The sequence below is a fragment of the Streptomyces sp. NPDC050528 genome (assembly GCF_044457795.1).
GTDB lineage: Bacteria > Actinomycetota > Actinomycetes > Streptomycetales > Streptomycetaceae > Streptomyces.
The window spans coordinates 1,267,735-1,286,719 of the sequence record NZ_JBITHH010000001.1 but is presented as its reverse complement, the minus strand read 5'-3'; the positions used below and the strand labels follow the sequence as shown (position 1 = coordinate 1,286,719).

The 18,985-nt window shown below is 70.6% G+C and carries 19 protein-coding genes and 1 riboswitch; of the genes, 9 read left to right on the top strand and 10 right to left on the bottom strand.

The annotated features are described in order from the left end of the window. Nucleotides 1-34: 34 nt before the first annotated feature. Complete coding sequence (locus ACIBK4_RS05965) at nucleotides 35-1,426, top strand: PLP-dependent aminotransferase family protein (RefSeq protein WP_398992485.1); 1,392 nt, start codon at nucleotides 35-37, stop codon at nucleotides 1,424-1,426. Nucleotides 1,427-1,626: 200 nt separating this feature from the next. On the opposite strand, the gene ACIBK4_RS05960 is transcribed toward ACIBK4_RS05965, so the two are convergent. Together ACIBK4_RS05960 and ACIBK4_RS05955 are read right to left on the bottom strand one after the other, a co-directional pair. Next, nucleotides 1,627-2,478, bottom strand: coding sequence for a hypothetical protein (locus ACIBK4_RS05960; RefSeq protein WP_398992977.1), 852 nt, complete (start codon nucleotides 2,476-2,478; stop codon nucleotides 1,627-1,629). A 153-nt stretch (nucleotides 2,479-2,631) separates the two neighbouring features. Continuing rightward, entirely contained in the window at nucleotides 2,632-2,769 is a 138-nt protein-coding gene (locus ACIBK4_RS05955; RefSeq protein WP_398992998.1) for a hypothetical protein, read from the bottom strand. A 91-nt stretch (nucleotides 2,770-2,860) separates the two neighbouring features. Continuing rightward, nucleotides 2,861-2,950: riboswitch (ZMP/ZTP riboswitch) on the top strand. Nucleotides 2,951-2,981: 31 nt separating this feature from the next. Between ACIBK4_RS05955 and ACIBK4_RS05950 the strand changes: the two genes are divergently transcribed. Further along, complete coding sequence (locus ACIBK4_RS05950; protein WP_366095417.1) at nucleotides 2,982-4,445, top strand: glycine hydroxymethyltransferase; 1,464 nt, start codon at nucleotides 2,982-2,984, stop codon at nucleotides 4,443-4,445. A gap of 45 nt (nucleotides 4,446-4,490) precedes the next feature. On the opposite strand, the gene ACIBK4_RS05945 is transcribed toward ACIBK4_RS05950, so the two are convergent. The 4 genes from ACIBK4_RS05945 to ACIBK4_RS05930 form a co-directional block, all read right to left on the bottom strand. Then, complete coding sequence (locus tag ACIBK4_RS05945) at nucleotides 4,491-5,180, bottom strand: hypothetical protein (RefSeq protein ID WP_398992483.1); 690 nt, start codon at nucleotides 5,178-5,180, stop codon at nucleotides 4,491-4,493. Between the two features lie 49 nt (nucleotides 5,181-5,229). Further along, nucleotides 5,230-5,934 carry a hypothetical protein gene (locus tag ACIBK4_RS05940; protein ID WP_398992481.1) on the bottom strand — a complete coding sequence of 235 codons (705 nt, stop codon included), beginning with the start codon at nucleotides 5,932-5,934 and terminating at the stop codon, nucleotides 5,230-5,232. A 279-nt stretch (nucleotides 5,935-6,213) separates the two neighbouring features. Beyond that, nucleotides 6,214-7,170, bottom strand: coding sequence for a hypothetical protein (locus ACIBK4_RS05935; protein WP_398992479.1), 957 nt, complete (start codon nucleotides 7,168-7,170; stop codon nucleotides 6,214-6,216). Then, on the bottom strand, nucleotides 7,163-7,723 hold the full coding sequence (locus tag ACIBK4_RS05930; RefSeq protein ID WP_398992477.1) for an RNA polymerase sigma factor: 561 nt from the start codon (nucleotides 7,721-7,723) through the stop codon (nucleotides 7,163-7,165). The genes ACIBK4_RS05935 and ACIBK4_RS05930 overlap by 8 nt, the downstream gene beginning before the upstream one ends. Before the next feature lie 153 nt (nucleotides 7,724-7,876). On the opposite strand from ACIBK4_RS05930, the gene trpS reads away from it, so the two are divergent. After that, the gene (gene trpS / locus ACIBK4_RS05925) at nucleotides 7,877-8,890 is read left to right on the top strand and encodes a tryptophan--tRNA ligase (protein WP_398992475.1); all 1,014 of its coding nucleotides are present in this window, start codon (nucleotides 7,877-7,879) and stop codon (nucleotides 8,888-8,890) included. A 174-nt stretch (nucleotides 8,891-9,064) separates the two neighbouring features. Further along, on the top strand, nucleotides 9,065-9,646 hold the full coding sequence (locus ACIBK4_RS05920; protein WP_398992473.1) for a 2'-5' RNA ligase family protein: 582 nt from the start codon (nucleotides 9,065-9,067) through the stop codon (nucleotides 9,644-9,646). A gap of 32 nt (nucleotides 9,647-9,678) precedes the next feature. Here ACIBK4_RS05920 and ACIBK4_RS05915 read toward each other — a convergent pair whose 3' ends face one another. After that, nucleotides 9,679-10,422 carry a decaprenylphospho-beta-D-erythro-pentofuranosid-2-ulose 2-reductase gene (locus ACIBK4_RS05915; RefSeq protein WP_398992471.1) on the bottom strand — a complete coding sequence of 248 codons (744 nt, stop codon included), beginning with the start codon at nucleotides 10,420-10,422 and terminating at the stop codon, nucleotides 9,679-9,681. Nucleotides 10,423-10,582: 160 nt separating this feature from the next. Here ACIBK4_RS05915 and ACIBK4_RS05910 point away from each other — a divergent pair, with 160 nt between their 5' ends. Continuing rightward, nucleotides 10,583-11,536, top strand: coding sequence for a YihY/virulence factor BrkB family protein (locus ACIBK4_RS05910; RefSeq protein WP_398992469.1), 954 nt, complete (start codon nucleotides 10,583-10,585; stop codon nucleotides 11,534-11,536). On the opposite strand, the gene ACIBK4_RS05905 is transcribed toward ACIBK4_RS05910, so the two are convergent. After that, entirely contained in the window at nucleotides 11,484-12,830 is a 1,347-nt protein-coding gene (locus ACIBK4_RS05905; protein WP_398992467.1) for a D-alanyl-D-alanine carboxypeptidase family protein, read from the bottom strand. The genes ACIBK4_RS05910 and ACIBK4_RS05905 overlap by 53 nt on opposite strands. A gap of 91 nt (nucleotides 12,831-12,921) precedes the next feature. Between ACIBK4_RS05905 and ACIBK4_RS05900 the strand changes: the two genes are divergently transcribed. The 4 genes from ACIBK4_RS05900 (at nucleotide 12,922) to ACIBK4_RS05885 (ending at nucleotide 16,684) form a co-directional block, all read left to right on the top strand. Continuing rightward, nucleotides 12,922-13,161, top strand: a complete 240-nt coding sequence (locus ACIBK4_RS05900) for an SCO4848 family membrane protein (protein ID WP_398992465.1) — start codon at nucleotides 12,922-12,924, stop codon at nucleotides 13,159-13,161. A 4-nt stretch (nucleotides 13,162-13,165) separates the two neighbouring features. Next, nucleotides 13,166-14,401, top strand: coding sequence for a metallophosphoesterase (locus ACIBK4_RS05895; protein ID WP_398992463.1), 1,236 nt, complete (start codon nucleotides 13,166-13,168; stop codon nucleotides 14,399-14,401). 196 nt (nucleotides 14,402-14,597) lie between these two features. Then, nucleotides 14,598-16,154: an ABC transporter substrate-binding protein gene (locus ACIBK4_RS05890; RefSeq protein WP_398992461.1), complete on the top strand. Its 1,557-nt coding sequence runs from the start codon at nucleotides 14,598-14,600 to the stop codon at nucleotides 16,152-16,154. A gap of 128 nt (nucleotides 16,155-16,282) precedes the next feature. Beyond that, the gene (locus ACIBK4_RS05885; protein ID WP_398992459.1) at nucleotides 16,283-16,684 is read left to right on the top strand and encodes an ATP-binding protein; all 402 of its coding nucleotides are present in this window, start codon (nucleotides 16,283-16,285) and stop codon (nucleotides 16,682-16,684) included. 13 nt (nucleotides 16,685-16,697) lie between these two features. Here the strand turns inward: ACIBK4_RS05885 and ACIBK4_RS05880 are convergent, their stop codons facing one another. Both ACIBK4_RS05880 and ACIBK4_RS05875 read right to left on the bottom strand, forming a co-directional pair. After that, nucleotides 16,698-18,155, bottom strand: a complete 1,458-nt coding sequence (locus ACIBK4_RS05880; RefSeq protein WP_398992457.1) for a sensor histidine kinase — start codon at nucleotides 18,153-18,155, stop codon at nucleotides 16,698-16,700. Continuing rightward, nucleotides 18,152-18,838 carry a response regulator transcription factor gene (locus ACIBK4_RS05875; RefSeq protein WP_366431183.1) on the bottom strand — a complete coding sequence of 229 codons (687 nt, stop codon included), beginning with the start codon at nucleotides 18,836-18,838 and terminating at the stop codon, nucleotides 18,152-18,154. The genes ACIBK4_RS05880 and ACIBK4_RS05875 overlap by 4 nt, the downstream gene beginning before the upstream one ends. Nucleotides 18,839-18,985 lie beyond the last annotated feature (147 nt).

The window sequence follows — 18,985 nt, the reverse complement described above, 5'->3', positions numbered from 1 at the left end:
GAAGTCAGGCAGCCCAGGAGTATGGTCCATTTCCATGGCGAAATCTTGGGCCACTTTTGGCGTCGACCTGCATCTGGATCCGACCGCCACCAGCACCGGCGTCCGCCGCGGCCTCACGGACGCCCTGCGCGACGCCGTCCGCACCGGCCGCCTCGCCCCCGGCACCCGGCTGCCCTCCTCCCGCTCCCTTGCCGCCGACCTGGGCATCGCCCGCAACACGGTCGCCGACTCCTACGCCGACCTCGTCGCCGAGGGCTGGCTCACCGCCCGCCAGGGCTCCGGCACCCGCGTCGCCGAACGCGCCGTCGTCCCGCCCACCGACACCGCCCCGCCCCGCCGCCTCCGCACCCGCCCCACCTACGACCTCGTCCCCGGCACCCCCGACCTCGCCGCCTTCCCCCGCACCGAGTGGCTCAAGGCCGCCCGCCGCGCCTTCACCCACGCCCCCTACCAGGCCCTCGGCTACGGCGACCCCCGCGGCCGCGTCGAACTCCGCACCGCCCTCGCCACCTACCTCTCCCGCGCCCGCGGCGTCCGCGCCGACCCCGAGCACATCGTGATCAGCGCGGGCATCTCCAGCGGCCTGCGCCTCCTCGGCGCCGTCCTGCGGGCCCGCGGCGCCCACACGATCGCGGTGGAGTCCTACGGCCTCGCCGTCCACTGGCAGATCCTGGCCGAGGCCGGCCTGCGCACCCGCCCGCTCCCCTTCGACCAACTGGGCACAAATCCCGGCCAGTTGACGGACGAACCGGCGGTCCTCCTCACCCCCGCGCACCAGTTCCCCATGGGCCTCCCCCTCCGCCACGACCGCCGCTCCGCCGCCGTCGACTGGGCCCGCCGCACCGGCGGCCTGGTCCTGGAGGACGACTACGACGGCGAGTTCCGCTACGACCGCCAGCCCATCGGCGCCCTCCAGGGCCTCGACCCGAACCACGTCGTCTACCTCGGCACCGCCAGCAAATCCCTCGCCCCCGGCCTCCGCCTGGCCTGGATGGTCCTTCCCCCCTCCCTGATGGAGGAGGTCACGCAGGCGAAGGGCGGCATCGACACCTGCGGCGTCCTGGACCAGCTGACCCTCGCCGAGTTCATCACCTCCGGCGCCTACGACCGCCACGTCCGCGCCGCCCGCCTGCGCTACCGCCGCCGCAGGGACACCCTCGTCGACGCCCTCGCCCAGCACGCCCCCGACGTCCACGTCACGGGCATCGCGGCCGGCTTCCACGCCGTCCTCAGCCTCCCACCCGGCACCGAACAGTCCGTGGTCCAAGCCGCCGCCTGGCAGGGCCTCGCCCTCCACTCCCTGTCCTTCTACCGCCACGAACACGCCCTGGCCGACCCGTTGGACGCGCTGGTGGTGGGCTATGGGACACCGCCGGACCATGCGTGGGCGGGGGCGGTGGAGGCGTTGTGCCGGGTGTTGCCGTGAGGGGGGCAGGGTTCAACGCGGGCCCGTATATCCAGCCTGCTGGGTGGGTGAGGCAGGCGGCATTTTTTCAACGCGGGCGGACAAAATCAGCCCGTCTGCCGTTTCAACGCGGGCCCGCATAATCCAGCCCGTCCGGCGTTTGAGGACGAGGCCCCTTCAGGGCCGAAGCAGGGGTCTGGGGGCGCAGCCCCCAGGGACGCTCACCCCAACTCACCCGCACCCTCCACCGCTCCACCGCCGGAGGCAGGCGCTTCACCGAACCGCGCCAAGGCCAGCGCTCCCACCACCGCCACCACAAACCCCAACACCGCGAGCCACTCCAGCCCCTCCCGCGTCCGGTCCCCGAGCCACACCACCCCCACCGCCGCCGGCCCGATCGTCTCCCCGATCACCAGCCCGGCAGTGGCCGTCGTCACCGACCCCCGCTGCAACGCCGTCGTCAGCAACAAAAACGCCGCGCCCCCACCGACGAGCAGCGCGTACGTCGCCGGATTGCCGACCAGCGTCGAGGGCTTCAGCGAGTCGATCAACCGGACCGCCACCTCGACGACCCCGAACCCGAACCCGGCGCCAAGACCGAGCGTCAACGCCCGCCCCCGCTCCGGCAGTCGCCCCCCGACCAGCCCGAGCAGCAGCACTACGACCGCTGTCCCGAGCATCGCCCACTTCAACGCCATGGACCCGTCCCGGTGCCCCTCCGCCCCGGACGCCAGCCCCAACATCGCGAGGCCCGCGCACACCACGCCGACGGCTCCCCACTCCACGCCGCTGAGCCGTACCTTCAGCAGCCGCGCGGCCACCACCGCCGTCACCGCGAGGCTCGACGCCAGGGCAGCCCCGACCGCGTAGATGGGAAGCGACCGCAGCGCCGCGATCTGGAACACGAACCCCAGCCCGTCCAGCCCCAACCCCGCCAGATACCGCCACTGCCGCAACGCCCGCAGCAACAGCGCCGCGTCCCCGCCTCCACCCGCCGAGGCCGCCCGCGCGGCGACCGCCTGCAACACCGTCGCCGTACCGAAGCAGACCGCCGCGCCGAGCGCGCACACCATTCCAAAGAGCACAAAGGGACTCTAGGGGAGGGGAGATCGCCACGGGCCGCCCCTGTGGGCCCTCTCACCGACCTCTGGAGATTCCCCGGACAGGCCACGGCCCTAGACCCCCCAACGCGGCACGCAGTTAGGCCAGTCCCCAGTCCAGGTCCTCTAGGCCAGTCCCCAGTCCAGGTCCTCCTCGCTGATCATCAGCGGCGGCGCGATCCAGATCGTCGACCCGTGGGTGTCCTCGGCGGCGGCGATGAGGGCTTCCGTACTGGCTTTCGTACTTGCTTCTGCACTGGTCACGGCGTCTCCCGGAGGTGAGGGTGCCCCTTTCCTGTCCTCGCCCGCATGGTGGACGCAGGAGCCGCACCGTCCGGCCCGCCCGGTAGGCTGACCGGCGGGCCGTGACTGGCGCGCTGGGATGGGACCGACCATCGGGGAGCGGCCCGAGCTGGAATGTGTGCCGTGCGCCTGGGCCGTACCGAGAACGCCGAACGCCACGTCCGGAGGTCCCCATGCCCGACAATTCCGTGCCTCTCTCTGCCCTCTCCAACGAGTCCACCGCCTTCCGCGCCGCCCTCGATGTGATCCGTGCCGTCGAGCCGCGCGTCGCCGACGCCATCGGCCAGGAAGTCGCCGACCAGCGCGAGATGCTCAAGCTGATCGCCTCGGAGAACTACGCCTCCCCGGCCACCCTCCTGGCCATGGGCAACTGGTTCAGCGACAAGTACGCCGAGGGCACCATCGGCCGCCGCTTCTACGCCGGCTGTCGCAACGTCGACACCGTCGAGTCCCTCGCCGCCGAGCACGCGCGCGAACTCTTCGGCGCCCGCCACGCCTACGTCCAGCCGCACTCCGGCATCGACGCCAACCTCGTCGCCTTCTGGTCGATCCTCGCCGACCGCGTCGAGGTCCCCGCCCTCGCGAAGGCGGGCGTCCGCCAGGTCAACGACCTCTCCGACGCCGACTGGGCCGAACTCCGCCAGGCCTTCGGCAACCAGCGCATGCTCGGCATGTCCCTGGACGCCGGCGGCCACCTCACCCACGGCTTCCGCCCGAACATCTCCGGCAAGATGTTCGACCAGCGCTCCTACGGCACCGACCCCGTCACCGGCCTCATCGACTACGAGGCCCTGCGCGCCTCCGCCCGTGAGTTCAAGCCGCTGATCATCGTCGGCGGCTACTCCGCCTACCCGCGCCTCGTGAACTTCCGCATCATGCGCGAGATCGCCGACGAGGTCGGGGCGACCCTGATGGTCGACATGGCGCACTTCGCCGGCCTGGTCGCGGGCAAGGTGCTGACCGGCGACTTCGACCCGGTCCCGCACGCCCAGATCGTCACCACCACCACCCACAAGTCGCTGCGCGGCCCGCGCGGCGGCATGGTCCTGTGCGACGACTCCCTCAAGGACCAGGTCGACCGCGGCTGCCCGATGGTCCTCGGCGGCCCGCTCCCGCACGTCATGGCCGCCAAGGCCGTCGCCCTCGCCGAGGCCAGGCAGCCCTCCTTCCAGGACTACGCCCAGCGCATCGTCGACAACTCCCGCGCGCTGGCCGACGGCCTGATGCGCCGGGGCGCCACCCTCGTCACCGGCGGCACCGACAACCACCTCAACCTGATCGACGTCGCCTCCTCCTACGGCCTCACCGGTCGCCAGGCCGAGGCCGCCCTGCTCGACTCGGGCATCGTCACCAACCGCAACGCCATCCCGGCCGACCCCAACGGCGCCTGGTACACCTCCGGCATCCGCATCGGCACGCCCGCCCTGACCACCCGCGGCCTGGGCACCGCCGAGATGGACGAGGTCGCCGGTCTCATCGACCGCGTCCTCACCACCACGGAGCCCGGCACCACCAGCAAGGGCGCGCCGTCCAAGGCGCAGCACATCCTCGACCCGAAGATCGCGGACGAGATCTCCCACCGCGCCACCGACCTCGTCGCCGGCTTCCCGCTGTACCCGGAGATCGACCTCGGCTGACAGCTGACCCACGCTCTCTCTTGAGTTGTCAAAGACCGGCGACTCTCACAGATCGATGAGTTCCTGTCGTGGTTCCTCGCGCGGCGGTCCGGCCTCACGCCGGGCCGCCGCGCGGCGTATCAGCAGCGTGCCGCCCACACCGACGGCCACACCCGCCGCCGCCCACCAGACAGAGCCGCTAAGCCCCGCAGATGCGGTCCCACCCCCAACTGCCTTGCTGTCAGCGCCGGTTCCGCCGAGCATCCCCGCCCGCTCCCACTGAGCGAAGACCGCACGCGGTGCCCGATGCCAGCGGATGTCGTCGTCCGCCACCTCCGGAGCCGGATCAGTCCGCACCCACGGTGTGCCGTCCGGGGCCACGAACAACTGGTCCTCCCGCTCCACCGCCACATCACCACCCGGAGCCCGACTCGTCCGGGGCCAGCCCCCGACCCCGGTCAGCCCCCAGACCACGGTGAACCGCACCGCCGGATACCGGCCCGCCTCCCACTCCTGCGACACCCGCTCCGTCCCCGCGTACGTCGGCTGCAACAACGTCCACAGGCGGGCGAATGACGACTCCCCGGAGCGCCAGCTCTCCGTCCGGCCGGTGTCGCCCGCGACGACCAGCGCCAGATCCGGGATGTCCCGGAGCGGAGCCGCTTGGACCGGGTGCATCCCGACGAGGGCCATCAGTACCGGCCCGGCCACGAGACACAGGCCCCGCAACCTCGCCCGTCCTCTCCCGCGTTCCATCCCGTCCCCCCTTCTCCAACTCTCCTCGTCCCCTCCTGTCCTCCGCCCCTCACACGTCCCGCAACTCCTGCCGAGGCCCCGACTCCCGTCCCTTCCGCCACCGGTCCAGCGGCAGCCGCGCGACGAACGGCCGTAGAACCAGGGCCAGTACCGCTCCGGCCGCCGCACCCGGTATCGCCCACCACCACTCGGTGCCATGACCCTTGTCCGGCGAGGAGACCCGCACCGTGGTGGTCCCCACCCCCGCGTCGGCGTCAGGCGCGACGGTCGCCGGATCCGGCTCGGTCGACGGCGACGGCGACTGCCACGGCGCCGGGAAGATGCCCGAGTAGCTGTTGCCGGTGCCCTTGCCCAGCACGCCCAACTTCTTGAGGAGGGCGCGGAGTTGGGCGGGTTGCCCGGCCCGGTGCCAATAGCCGTTCAGGTTCGTGTTCTCCGACACGTCGGCCGCCGTGTGGATCCATACCGCCTGCGGTCGGGACTCGACCGGAAAGACCCGGTCGATCCGCCAGGGCGATATGTCGTGCGCCAGCCAGGTCACGTTGATCTGCCGGGCGTGGGCCAGATCGGCCTCGGGCGGCTTGTCGCGGGTGCCCCTGCCCTCGGCCCCGAGTAACTGCTGGAGCTTTCCGTACTGTTCGTCCGAGTAGTACAAGGCCGTGGCCCGCCCGCTCGCCGGCGAGGTAACGAGCACGCTCGTCGGCCCGCCCGCGGCCGCGTCCGACGCACCCCACACCATCAGGGCCAGCGTCATCGCCAACGCCCCGCTCAGGGTCGTCAGTTCACGAACTCCGCTCGCACTCCCACCTGTCCTCGCCGCGCTCCTCCTCGTCCCGCCCGTAACTCCGCCTGCCCCGCCCGTACTTCCGCCTCCGAACACCCGAACCCCCAGCCAGTCGATCCCCGTACGGCCCGCCCGCGAGCCGCCTGTCACTTCTGGTACACCGCTCGAACCGTCGAGGTTCCCATCCCACCCGAGCCGTCTGAACTACCCGCACTGCTCGCACAGTTCGCGCCACTTGCACAGGTGGCCCTACCGCGGCCGATCGAGCGACCGCGCGATCTCCAAGGCCCGCTGCTTCGACTCCACACCCTCCAGACGGAACGTCAGATCACCGCCCGGAATCCCACCGACCGCATGCGTCCACAGCAACGTCGGCCCCGCCGTCCGCTCCTCCCGCGTATAACGGCCCCCGTCCGCATCCACCAGCCAGAAACTCAGCTGATGCGGCCGCGCGAACCACAGCGCCGGATCCTGCACGCCGTCCGGCGAGGCGCTCGCCCCCAACGACAGCCACTCCGGCGGCTCACGCACCGTCTTGGCGAAACCGACGTCCAGCCGCGCCGGATACTCGTCGACCCGGACCGTGTGCCCGCCGTCCCGCCAGCACAGGCTCACCAGAAAGCGCCCCTGCGGTTCACCGGTCACCGTCACCGCGTCCGGCACACCCAACGCGTCCGGCACCACCGGCTCGAACCCCGCACGCCGACCGGCCTGCGCCAGCGTCACCGACCGCCCGCACCCCGGCACCTCAGCCCCGGCCGAGGGCACCGCCGACGGGTCGTACCGCACCTCGACCCCGCCGAAGCCGAACCAGTCGAAGACCGCCGCCCGCACCGGAGGCGTGAGCACGAGCACCGTCAGCAGACCGCATACGGCCGCCGTCAGCGCCCGCCACCGCATCCGCGTCCAGCGTCGGACAGCGCGCAGCCGCGCCCGGACCCCGGTCGGCCCTGCCTCCTGGACAGGCACCGGGATCTGCTCGGCCAATATCTGCGCCAGCACCCGCTCGACCATCGACTCGGACCCGGCGGCCCCGCCACCGCGACCACCCCGCGCGTCCAGCGAACGCCCCAACGCCCGCAGCTCCTCGGGCAGCCGAGAGGCATCCGTGCGCCCCGCGTGCCCGTCGCGGCCGACTCGCCGATGCCCGGCGCCTTCATGCTCGCCGGCGCCGTCACCGCCGTAGGACTTCCGCTCGTCACTCATCCTCGTCACCCCCTTCCCGAGGTCGGAAATCCGGCAGCAACCGCCCCAGTTTCTTCAGCGCGCGGTTCAGTCGGGACTTCACCGTGCCGCGTGGCCAGCCCAGGGCCTGGGCCGTTTCCGGTTCGTCCATCTCCAGGAGATAGCGGTAGGTGACGACCAGGCGGTGGTCCTCGCTGAGCTGGTCCAGGGCGGAGAGGAGGGCCGCGCGGCGCTCCGTCTCCAGCGTGGCGACCGCGGGGTCCGCCGATTCCGGTATCAGCGGCTCGGCCTCCGCGAACGCCGCCTCCCGGCCGGCGAGCGTGCGCTGACGCGCCGCCGTACGCACTGTGTTCCTCGTCTCATTGGCGACGATCGACAGCAGCCACGGCTTGAACGCCGAGCCGTCCCGGAACCTGCCCAGCGCGCAGTACGCCTTGACGAAGGCCTGCTGCACCACGTCCTCCGCGTCCGCTCCCGCCCCGAGTGCCGCGGCCGCCCTGAGTGCGATGCCCGTGTGGGCCAGCACCAGCTCCGCGTACGCCTCCGGCTCTCCGGCGCGTACACGTGCGATCACCGCGGCCTCATCGACGATGCGGCCCCCCTCCCGCGTCTTCACACATTTGGTACACCGCCCGAGCCGGATCGGTTCCCACCCGTGTCGCATCTCGTCCGAACCAGTTCGGAACCAGTTCCGGACCGGCCCCCAAGACCTGAGAGAATGGTGAACATGGCTTCTGACCGACCCCGCGTGCTCTCCGGAATCCAGCCCACAGCAGGCTCGTTCCACCTCGGCAACTACCTCGGCGCCGTGCGCCAGTGGGTGGCCCTCCAGGAGTCCCACGACGCGTTCTACATGGTCGTGGACCTGCACGCGATCACGGTCCCGCAGGACCCGGCGGACCTGCGCGCCAACACCCGGCTCGCCACCGCTCAGCTGCTGGCCGCCGGGCTCGACCCGGAACGCTGCACGCTCTTCGTCCAGAGCCATGTCCCCGAGCACGCCCAGCTCGCCTGGGTCATGAACTGCCTGACCGGCTTCGGTGAGGCGTCCCGCATGACCCAGTTCAAGGACAAGTCCGCCAAGCAGGGCGCCGACCGCGCCAGCGTCGGCCTGTTCACGTACCCGATCCTCCAGGTCGCCGACATCCTGCTGTACCAGGCGCACGAGGTGCCGGTCGGCGAGGACCAGCGCCAGCACATCGAGCTGACCCGCGACCTCGCCGAGCGCTTCAACGGCCGCTACGGAGAGACCTTCACGATCCCGAAGCCGTACATCCTCAAGGAGACGGCGAAGATCTACGACCTTCAGGACCCGTCGATCAAGATGAGCAAGTCGGCGTCGACTCCGAAGGGCCTCATCAACCTCCTCGACGACCCGAAGGCGACCGCCAAGAAGGTCAAGAGCGCGGTCACCGACACGGACACCGTGATCCGCTACGACGCCGTGGACAAGCCGGGCGTCAGCAACCTGCTCACGATCTACTCGACCCTCACCGGCACGTCGGTCGCGGAGCTGGAGCGGGACTACGAGGGCAAGATGTACGGCGCGCTGAAGACGGACCTCGCCGAGATCATGGTCGAGTTCGTGACGCCCTTCAAGGAGCGCACCCAGCAGTATCTGGACGACCCGGAGACGCTCGACTCGATCCTGGCCAAGGGCGCGGAGAAGGCGCGAGTCGTCGCGGCCGAGACCCTCGCCCAGGCGTACGACCGGGTCGGCTTCCTGCCCGCCAAGCACTGAGGCGTACGACCGCACCGAAGTACCACTGGACAGAGCGCTGCACATCACTACGGTTGCGCCTGCCCACAACTCGGTCGTGGCCGTACAGTCGATAGCCGGGTGGCCGCGCGCGTGGCCGCCCCGCTCGCCATGAAGAGCACGATCAGGACCACCGACAGGACGACAGGAGACGACGTGGGGACCGTAACGATCGGTGTGTCGATCGCGGTCCCGGAGCCTCACGGCAGCCTGCTCCAGGAGCGGCGCGCGGGCTTCGGCGACGCCGCGGCTCACGGCATCCCCACGCACGTCACGCTGTTGCCGCCGACCGAGGTGGACGCCTCGCAACTCCCCGCGATCGAGGCCCACCTGGTCGACGTCGCCGCCGCCGGACGCCCCTTCCCGATGCGGCTGTCCGGCACCGGGACCTTCCGGCCGCTGTCCCCGGTCGTCTACGTCCAGGTCGTCGAGGGCGCCGCCGCCTGCACCTGGCTCCAGAAGCAGGTCCGCGACGCCTCCGGGCCGGTGGCACGCGACCTGCACTTCCCGTACCACCCGCACGTCACCGTGGCGCACGGCATCGACGAGGAGTCGATGGACCGCGCCTTCGAAGCGCTCGACGACTACCGCGCGGAGTGGTCGTGCACCGGGTTCGCGCTCTACGAACAGGGCGCCGACGGAGTCTGGCGCAAGATGCGCGAGTTCGCCTTCGGCGGAGCCGTCGTGCCACCCCAGGCGGCGCACACCGAGCGCGGCACGATCCCCAGCCACCAGTAGGCGGCCAACAGGGTCGGCTCAGCCGCCCGTGCTCACACCGGCAGGCGCCGGTACACCGCCCGCGGCAGGTGTCGCAGCGCCGACATCACCACCCGCAGCGTCCCGGGCACCCAGACCGCCTCCGAGCGTCGCCGCAGGCCCAGTTCGATGGCCGTGGCGACGGCTTCCGGAGTCGTCGTGAGCGGGCCCGTCTCCCGACCGGCCGTCGTCTTCGACCGTACGAACCCCGGGCGTACGACCATGACGTGCACGCCCGTGCCGTGCAGCGCGTCGCCCAGCCCCTGGGTGAAGGTGTCCAGGCCGGCCTTGCTGGAGCCGTAGATGAAGTCCGCGCGGCGGGCCCGCTCGCCGGCGACGGAGGAGAGCACCACCAGGGAGCCGTGCCCCTGGGTCTGCAGCGCCCGCGCGCCGACAAGGCCGGCCGACACGGCGCCGATGTAGTTGGTCCGCGCGACGTGCACCGCGGCGGCCGGTTCGCGCTCGTCCCGCGCCTGGTCGCCGAGGACCCCGAAGGCGAGCAGCATCATGTCGACGTCGCCCTCCGCGAAGACCTTGCCGAGCACGGTCTCGTGGGAGTCGGTGTCGAGCGCGTCGAAGGCGACGGTGTGCACCTCGGCCCCCAGGGCACGCAGTTCCGAAGCCGCCGTCTCCAGGGCGGGCGACGGACGGCCCGCCAGCCACACCGTGCGGGTGCGCCGCGCGATCATCCGGCGGGCGGTGGCCAACGCGATCTCTGAGGTACCGCCGAGGACAAGGAGGGACTGTGGAGGACGCATGCAGGTGACCGTATCGTCCCTTTATGGGCGTTCAGTTGTGCGGCATCGACCCCCTCCCTGAAATGGGCGATTAATCGGATGCCGCCGACGATGACGGCACACGCGCGTGTTTGCGGGGTACTCGCACATCGGTCTCCCCGGAGGAGGGCAGAATCGGATCATGGACTGGCTGACGAAGCTCCCCCTCATCGGGCCGCTCGTGGCGCGCCTGATGCGCACGCACGCGTGGCGGTCGTACGAGCGGCTGGACCGGGTGAAGTGGTCGCAGCTGGCCGCCGCCATGACGTTCATCAGCTTCATCGCGCTGTTCCCGCTGCTGACAGTGGCCGCCGCGATCGCCGCCGCCACCCTGAGCACCGATCAGCAGCACCAGCTGCAGGACAAGATCGCCGAGCAGGTCCCCGGCATCTCCGACCAGCTCAACATCGGTTCCCTGGTGGACAACGCGGGCACCATCGGTCTCATCGCCGGTGCCGTCCTGCTGTTCACCGGCATCGGCTGGGTCGGCTCGATGCGGGAGTGTCTGCGCGCGGTGTGGGAGCTGCCCGACCGCGACGAGAACCCCCTCCTGCGCAAACTCATCGACACCGGGGTGCTGATCGGCCTGGGCGGCGCCGTCCTCGCGACGATCGCCATCTCCACCGTCGCCTCCGCCCTGGTCGACTGGATCAGCCGCGAACTGGGCCTGGTGCAGGGCGGCTGGGGCGGGGTCCTGCTGCGCATCGCGGCGTTCGCCGTCGCCGTGTTCGTCGACTTCCTGCTTCTGCTGTACGTCCTGACCCTGCTGCCCGGTGTCGAACCCCCGCGCCGCCGGCTCTCCGTGGCCGCGCTGATCGGCGCGGTCGGCTTCGAACTCCTGAAGCTGCTGCTCAGCGGCTACATCCAGGGCGTGGCCGCGAAGAGCATGTACGGCGCGTTCGGCGTCCCCGTAGCACTCCTGCTGTGGATGAACTTCACGTCGAAGCTGGTCCTGTTCTGCGCCGCCTGGACGGCGACGCCGAGCAAGGACGACCCCGAGGACGACGACTACGACCCGGCCGACGAGACCGAGAACCCGAAGGTCAGGGACGAGGGCGACGCCGGACCAGATCCGGCAGCGGCCAGCGCCGGTTGACCAGGAAGACACCGGCCGCGAGCAGCACCAGCAGCCCGCCGGTGATGGCGAGCGCGATCCCGACCCCGCTCGAACCGTCGTCCTCGGAGGCCGTTGTCGAGGCCGACCCACTGGCGCTCGGCTTCGTGGCGGTATCGCCGCCCGCCTCCCCGGTGGCCGTCGCACCCGGCTGTGCGCTCGCCTGCGGGACGTTCTTGGGCGCGACCAGCTCTCCCACCGGCTGCACCTTCCCGTCCGCCTGGAAGCCCCAGTCGAGGATCTTCGCGGCCTCCTTGTAGACCTCGTTGTGCTCGTTCTTCTCCGGGTTCATGACCGTCACCAGCAGCACCTTGCCGTTGCGCTCGGCGACGCCGGTGAAGGTCGCGCCCGCGTTGGTGGTGTTGCCGTTCTTGACGCCCGCGATGCCCGGGTACACCGAGACGTCCGAGTCGCCGCTCAGCAGCCGGTTGGTGTTGCGGATCTCGAAGGTCCCGCGGACCGACTTGCCCTTCTTCTTCGTCGTCTCGCCCGGGAACTTCGTGCTCACCGTCGAGCAGTACTCCCGGAAGTCCTTCTTCTGCAGCCCGGAGCGCGCGAACAGCGTCAGGTCGTACGCCGACGAGACCTGCCCCGGCTCGTCGTAGCCGTCCGGCGTCACCACGTGCGTGTCGAGGGCCTGGAGGTCCTGGGCGTGCGCGTTCATGTCGGCGACGGTCTTGTCGACGCCCCCGTTCATGTGGGACAGGACGTGCACCGCGTCGTTGCCGGAGCGCAGGAAGACACCGAGCCACAGGTCGTGGACCGTGTAGCTCTCGCCCTCCTTTATCGGGACCACACTGGAACCGGCGCCCATGCCGGCCAGGTCGGCCGCGACCACCTTGTGCTCGGTCGTCTTCGGGAACTTCGGCAGCACGGTGTCCGCGAACAGCATCTTCAGGGTGCTCGCCGGAGGCAGCCGCCAGTGCGCGTTGTGCGAGGCGAGCACCGCGCCCGACTCGGCGTCGCTCACGATCCACGACCGCGCGGTGAGGTCCTTCGGCAGCACCGGGACGCCGGCCGTCAGATCGACCTGCGTCCCCGCCATGCCGAGGCGGCTGCCGCCCACCGACGACATGTTCGCCGGGGGAGTGGCCGTAGGAGTCACCGAAGAACTCGCCGACGGACTCGCCGACGAACTAGGAGTCGCGGTCGGGGCGGTCGGCGTCGGCGTAGGACTCGGGGCCGCGAGGGCGCCGGGCGCGGTGAGCGCGAGGGACGACAGGGCGGCGGAAAGCACCAACAGGGATCGCCTGATGGTCTGCAGTGGAGCGGGCACGGACGAGAACGTACATGCCGGGGAACCCGAAGTCCCGTCACCGGCCCCACCCCGGACACGGGCCCCCGGGGACGACGGCGATACTGGACTCATGAAGCTCAGCCGCCCCGTCTCCTGGTTCCTGCTCGCCTTCGGGGTGTGGAGCCTCGTCATCTGGGTCACTTTCATTAAGAACTTGATCAAGGACACAAGCGGGCTGGCTTTCGACGACGGCCATCCCACGGCGTACTTCTGGGTCCATCTGACCCTCGCCATCGTCTCCTTCGTATTGGGGACGGTCATCGGGGGCCTCGGGTTGCGTGGTCTGCGCGCACTGCGCGAGACGTCATAAAGAAGTGGCCATCGTCGTCATCGCTCTCGTGGCCCTGGTCGCCGTCGCGGTCCTCGGCGGGCTCCACTGGTACGTCTGGCGCCGCCTCGTCCGCGACACCACGCGCGCGTGGGGCCCCGCCCGCATCACCGGCACGGTCGTACTGGTCGCCGGCCCGGTCCTGATGATCGCGGCCGTGGCCACCGAGCGCGGCGGCGCGCCCTTCTGGCTCCAACAGGTCCTGGGCTGGCCCGGCTTCCTGTGGATGGCCCTGGCGATCTACCTGCTCCTGGCCGTCCTCGCTGGTGAGGTCCTACGGCCGCTGCTGCGCCGGCTCCTCGAACGGCGTGAGCGGGCCGAGACGGCCGTAGAAGAGCGCGAGGCGCCTGACTCCGCGACGGCCCCCGCGGAAGCCCCTGAAGCGCCGCTGAGCGCTCCCTCGCGCCGTCTCTTCGTCTCGCGGGTCGTCGGGGGTGCCGCCGCCGCTGCGGCGGTCGGGACCGTCGGGTACGGGACCTACGGTGTGCTGCGTGGGCCGGGCGTGAAGCGGGTGACCGTGCCGTTGGCGAAACTGCCGCGGTCCGCGCACGGGTTCAGGATCGCGGTCGTCAGTGACATTCACCTGGGGCCGCTCCTGGGACGGGGTTTCGCGCAGAAGGTCGTCGACACGATCAACGCGACCCAGCCCGATCTCATCGCCGTTGTCGGTGACTTGGTGGACGGCAGTGTCAAGAACCTTGGGCCCGCCGCTGCACCCCTGGCGGGGTTGAAGGCGCGGCACGGCAGCTTCTTTGTCACCGGTAATCATGAGTACTTCTCCGGCGCCCAACAGTGGCTGGAAGAGGTCCGCACGCTCGGGATCCACACCCTGGAGAACGCCCGTACCGAACTGGCCGGATTCGACCTCGCCGGGGTCAACGACCTCCAGGGCGAGAGCGAGGGGCAAGGACCTGACTTCGGGAAGGCGCTCGGCGATCGGGACACCACGCGCGCGTGCGTGCTGCTCGCGCACCAGCCCGTGCAGATCCACGAGGCCGTGAAGCACGGCGTCGACCTCCAGCTCTCCGGGCACACCCACGGCGGCCAGTTGTGGCCCGGCAACTTCATCGCGGCGGCGGCCAATCCGACGGTCGCGGGCCTGGAGCGGTACGGCGACACCGAGTTGTACGTCAGCAGGGGCGCGGGCGCCTGGGGACCGCCCACGCGCGTGGGGGCGCCGTCGGACATCACGGTCGTCGAACTGGCCTCGAAACAGGCCTAGTTGCCCATGCCGGAGGATGCCCGCGCACTGGCTGAGAACCGCCTGTGAAACGGGCAATTAACACTGGTCGGTAAGTTCTTTCTCATCTCGGCAGAACCCTCTTCCCCCGGATGAAACTCCTGTGGTTAGGTGATCCGCGCCACTAGGGGAGTGGCATATGGGAGGGGCCCGGGAGGGCTCTCGGGAGGGCACACCGATGCGGTCGGTTCGCATACGGATTCTCGCGACGCTGCTGGTTCTGGCGGCCGTGGGAGTCGGGGGCTGGCAGTTGCTGCCCTCGGACGGAAGCAACGACAAGACGATCACGGTCGGAACGACGGACGCTGTCACGTCCCTCGACCCGGCCGCCGCGTACGACGCCGGTTCCTGGGCGTTGTACAGCAACGTCTTCCAGTCACTGATGACGTTCGACTCGGGCGGTACGACACCTGTTCCGGACGCGGCCAAGAGCTGCGGGTTCGAGGGCGGCGGGCTGACGACGTACCGCTGTGTGGTGCGCGAGGGGCTCACCTTCCCGAGCGGGCGCTCGATGACCGCCGAGGACGTGAAGTTCTCCTTCGACCGGGTCAAGAAGATCAACTCCGATGTGGGTCCGTCGTCGCTGCTCTCCACGCTCGGCTCGGTCGACGCCTCCGGGATGACGGTCACCTTCCATCTGTCGTCCCCGGACGCCACGTTCCCGTTCAAGGTGGCCACCGGCGCCGGTGCGATCGTCGACAGCACCAAGTACCCGAAGGACGCCCCGCGCAACGGTTACCAGGTCGACGGCACCGGCCCGTACACCCTGTCCACGTATACGAAGGACAAGAAGGCGCTCCTTTCGCCGAACAGCCACTACAAGGGTGCCGTCAAGAACACCGGCAGCCCGATCGAGCTGCGGTACTACGCCGACTCGGACGCGCTGCAGAAGGCGTACCAGGCGAAGCAGGTCCAGGTGGCCACCCGTCAGTTGCCCCCGAAGATGCTCTCCGGGCTCTCCGCGAGCGACCCCAACCAGCGCGTGTCGGAGGCGGACAGCTCCGAGACCCGCAACCTGTACCTCAACACCCGTAAGGGCACGCCCCTGCACGACGTCCTCGTCCGGCGGGCGATGGCCTGGCTGATCAACCGCGAACAGCTCGCCGCCACGGTGTACGACGGCACGGTCGACCCGCTGTACTCGCTGATCCCCACCGGGATCGTCGGCCACACGACGTCCTTCTTCGACGACTACCCCTCCCAGAACGTCGACAAGGCGAAGGCACTCCTTGAAGAGGCCGACGTTTCCGTCCCGGTCCACTTCACGTACGGCTACGGCATCGGGCACGGCGCCGGCAAGGAGGAGGCCGCCGAGCTGAAGAAGCAGCTGGAGGCGAGCGGGCTCTTCAAGGTGGACGTCAAGGGCTACGAGTGGACCGACTTCCAGAAGCGCTGGGCGACCGGCAAGCTGGACGCGTACGCCGTCGGCTGGGTCGCCGACTACCCCGACCCGGACACCTTCGGCTCCCCGCTCGTCGGCACCGGCTCGACCATGAACACCGGTTACAGCAACAAGCTCGTCGACCAACTCATCCTCAGCAGCCAGAAGTTCGCCGACCGCAGCCGCGTCGACGACGACTTCCGCGACCTCCAGGCGGACGTGGCCGACGACGTGCCGCTGATCCCGCTGTGGCAGCGCAAGGAGTACGTCGTGAGCAGTGAGGACGTCGGCGGCATCTCCTACCTCACGGACGGCACGGGCGTGTTCCGGCTGTGGGCGCTGGACTGGATCTGACCTGATCCGGCGGCACCGGACATGAGCCCGGGTCGTTGACCTTCGTTCGATCTTTTGTCCGAGTGACGCCGGTCGGCCCTCGCACGCAGCACCATGTGACGGAGGTGAGTGCGGGGTGAGGAGCCGACGTGGTCAGACGCAACTCCTTCCGGCTGCCCCGGCACCCGGCTTCCGTGGGTCTCGCCCGGCGCCGGGTCCGGGACCATCTGGCCGACTGGGGGCACGGGAGCGACGATCCGGCGCTCCAGGACGCGGTGCTGCTCGTGTCCGAGCTGGCGACCAACGTCGTACGCCACGGGCCGCTCCTGGAGCGGGAGTTCGAGGTGGCGGTGACGGCCCTCGCGGACGGCTCCTGCCTGATAGAGGTCTCGGACGAGGGCCGCGTGGAACCCCGCCTGCGGGTCGTGACGGCCCTGGAGGAGGCTGGCCGGGGCCTCCACCTGGTGGAGGGCATCGCGGCCGCCTGGGGCGTCTGGAGCCGCGGCGCACACGGCAAAACGGTGTGGGCCCTGGTCCAGGCCGACACCTGATTCCTGCGGGCTCCTACGACGGCACGGGCGTCCGCGTCGGCAGCGTCACCGTCACCGCGAGCCCCTCGCCCGGCGCCGTCCGCACGGCCACATCGCCGCCGTGCGCCTGGACGACGCCCTGCACGATCGCCAGCCCCAGACCGCTGCCCGCGCCGCCGCCCGCCCGGAAGAAGCGGTCGAAGATGCGCGCCGCGTCGTCCGGGCAGAGCCCCGGACCCTGGTCCGCGACACAGAGCCGTACGACCCCGTCCTCGCGCTCCAGACCGAGCCGTACGGGCACGTCGGCGGGGGTGTGGGTGCGGACGTTGGTCACCAGGTTGCCGAGTACCTGGCGCAGGCCCGACTCGTCGGCGCGCACCAGGAGGGAGCCGTCGGCGCCGACCGTGACGGGCCGCTCCGGCTGCTGCACCCGCAGGTCGTCGGCGGCGTCGCGCACCAGGCGGCTCAGATCGACGCTGCGGAAGCGCAGCTCGGGTCGCTGGTCCAGGCGGGCCAGCATGAGGAGTTCGTCGACGAGACGGCCCATACGGTCCGCCTCCGCGTTCATCCGGTCCCAGGCCCGCTTGCGCTCGTCGGGCTCGGTCAGCATGCCCTTGTCGTACAGCTGGAGGTAGCCGCGTATCGCCGACAGCGGGGTGCGCAGCTCGTGCGAGGCGTCGGCGACGAAACGGCGGAGCTGCGCGGCCGTACGCTCGCGCGTGCGGTACGCCGACTCCACCTGGTGGAGCATGGAGTTGAGGGCGACCCGCAGCTGCTCGACCTCCTGGGTGGGGTGGTGGCTGGAGGGCACGCGGCGGGTCAGGTCGCCCTCGGCGATGGCTGTGGACGTCTCGACCATGTCCTCCAGGGGCAGCATTCGGCGCCGCACGCTCATCATGGTCAGCGCGGCGAGCAGCACGAGCAGCAGGCTGCCGAAGGCGAGGTCCAGCTTGAGCGCCTTGGCCATGCCGTGGTGGAGGCCGCCGGTGGAGGCGGCGATCAGGATGTACGTGCCGTCGGCGAGCCGGGTCCCGGTGGCGCGGTAGGGATCGCCGCGCAGCGAGATGTCGCGCGGTGTGGCGTCCGCGGCCAGTGTGGCCGGGTCGTGGAAGGCGGCGGCGAGCGCCCGCTGTGCGGCGGTCGGCTCGAAGCCGGCGACCGTGAGCACCTTGCCCTGTTTGCCGACCGCCGCGAACACGGTGTCCGGGTTCGGTGAGTTGCCCATCTCCTTCGGGATCAGGTGGTCGCCTATGCCGGCCAGTGTGCTCAGCGTGTTGAGCTGCTCCATGGTGAGGTGCGAACCGCTCAGCGAGTCACGGGACTTGGCCAGTCCGGCGTCGACCTGGGCGAGCAGGTAGTGCCGCATGCCCATGAGGCTGACGGCGGTGGCCATGACGATGCCGAGCGCCAGCAGCGCGAGGTTCGCCAGGGTCAGCTTGGCGCGCAGGGAGTGGGCGCCGCGCTCGCAGTTCGGGAGGGTGAACTTCCTCATGCGAGCCCGTATCCGACGCCCCGCCGTGTGGTGATCACGGGCGGTCCCAGGGTCTCCAGCTTGCGCCGCAGATAGCTGATGTAGGTCTCGACGACGGTCGACTCCGGCGGGGTGTGCTCGTACTGCCAGACGTGGCGCAGGAGTTGTTCCTTGGGCACGACCCGCCCGCCGTTGCGCACCAGGAAGCGCAGCAGGGCGTACTCCGTGGGGGTCAGCTCGACCGAGTTGCCCGCGCGGTGCACCGAGTACGTCGTCTCGTCCAGCTCCAGGTCGCCGTAGCGCAGGGGCGGGCGCTGGGGGAGGACGTCGGCGGGGCGGGTGCGGCGCAGGACGGCGGTGATGCGGGCGACGACCACGTCGATGTCGAAGGGCTTGGTGATGTAGTCGTCGCCGAAGCCGAGGGCGCCGACGATCTCGGCCGGCGCGTCCCGCGCGGTGAGGAAGACGACCGCCAGGTCGGGCCGGCGGGCGCGCAGTTCGTGCCCCAGGGCGCGGCCGTCGCCGTCCGGGAGCATCACGTCGAGCAGTGCGCAGTCCGGGCGGGTGCGGTCGGCGAGGGCGAGCGCCTCGCGCACGGTGCCCGCGACCATCACCTCGAAGCGGTGGTAGCGCAGCGCGATGGCGAGGACGTCGGCGATGCTCGGTTCGTCCTCGACCACCAGCACGGTTCCTGGAGCCGTCATGCCCCCAGTATCGGCCGGGGCACTGACAGTCGGGCCGGTTCGGTCTTTGGAGTTCCTTGAGAGTCATGGCCGGAGCATGTCCACGCGTGCGTGCCGCCACCAATTCTGTAGCCCTGGACCTGGGGGACCGTCCGACCGATCGACCGA

Bases quoted from the DNA above. Each gene is read 5' to 3' on its own strand.
- ACIBK4_RS05950 (WP_366095417.1), top strand. From the start codon at position 2,982: ATGCCCGACAATTCCGTGCCTCTCTCTGCCCTCTCCAACGAGTCCACC.
- ACIBK4_RS05935 (WP_398992479.1), bottom strand. From the start codon at position 7,170: ATGAGTGACGAGCGGAAGTCCTACGGCGGTGACGGCGCCGGCGAGCAT.
- ACIBK4_RS05880 (WP_398992457.1), bottom strand. From the start codon at position 18,155: ATGAGGAAGTTCACCCTCCCGAACTGCGAGCGCGGCGCCCACTCCCTG.
- ACIBK4_RS05965 (WP_398992485.1), top strand. From the start codon at position 35: ATGGCGAAATCTTGGGCCACTTTTGGCGTCGACCTGCATCTGGATCCG.
- ACIBK4_RS05945 (WP_398992483.1), bottom strand. From the start codon at position 5,180: ATGGAACGCGGGAGAGGACGGGCGAGGTTGCGGGGCCTGTGTCTCGTG.
- ACIBK4_RS05915 (WP_398992471.1), bottom strand. From the start codon at position 10,422: ATGCGTCCTCCACAGTCCCTCCTTGTCCTCGGCGGTACCTCAGAGATC.
- ACIBK4_RS05890 (WP_398992461.1), top strand. From the start codon at position 14,598: ATGCGGTCGGTTCGCATACGGATTCTCGCGACGCTGCTGGTTCTGGCG.
- trpS (WP_398992475.1), top strand. From the start codon at position 7,877: ATGGCTTCTGACCGACCCCGCGTGCTCTCCGGAATCCAGCCCACAGCA.
- ACIBK4_RS05875 (WP_366431183.1), bottom strand. From the start codon at position 18,838: ATGACGGCTCCAGGAACCGTGCTGGTGGTCGAGGACGAACCGAGCATC.
- ACIBK4_RS05940 (WP_398992481.1), bottom strand. From the start codon at position 5,934: ATGACGCTGGCCCTGATGGTGTGGGGTGCGTCGGACGCGGCCGCGGGC.
- ACIBK4_RS05910 (WP_398992469.1), top strand. From the start codon at position 10,583: ATGGACTGGCTGACGAAGCTCCCCCTCATCGGGCCGCTCGTGGCGCGC.
- ACIBK4_RS05900 (WP_398992465.1), top strand. From the start codon at position 12,922: ATGAAGCTCAGCCGCCCCGTCTCCTGGTTCCTGCTCGCCTTCGGGGTG.
- ACIBK4_RS05960 (WP_398992977.1), bottom strand. From the start codon at position 2,478: ATGGTGTGCGCGCTCGGCGCGGCGGTCTGCTTCGGTACGGCGACGGTG.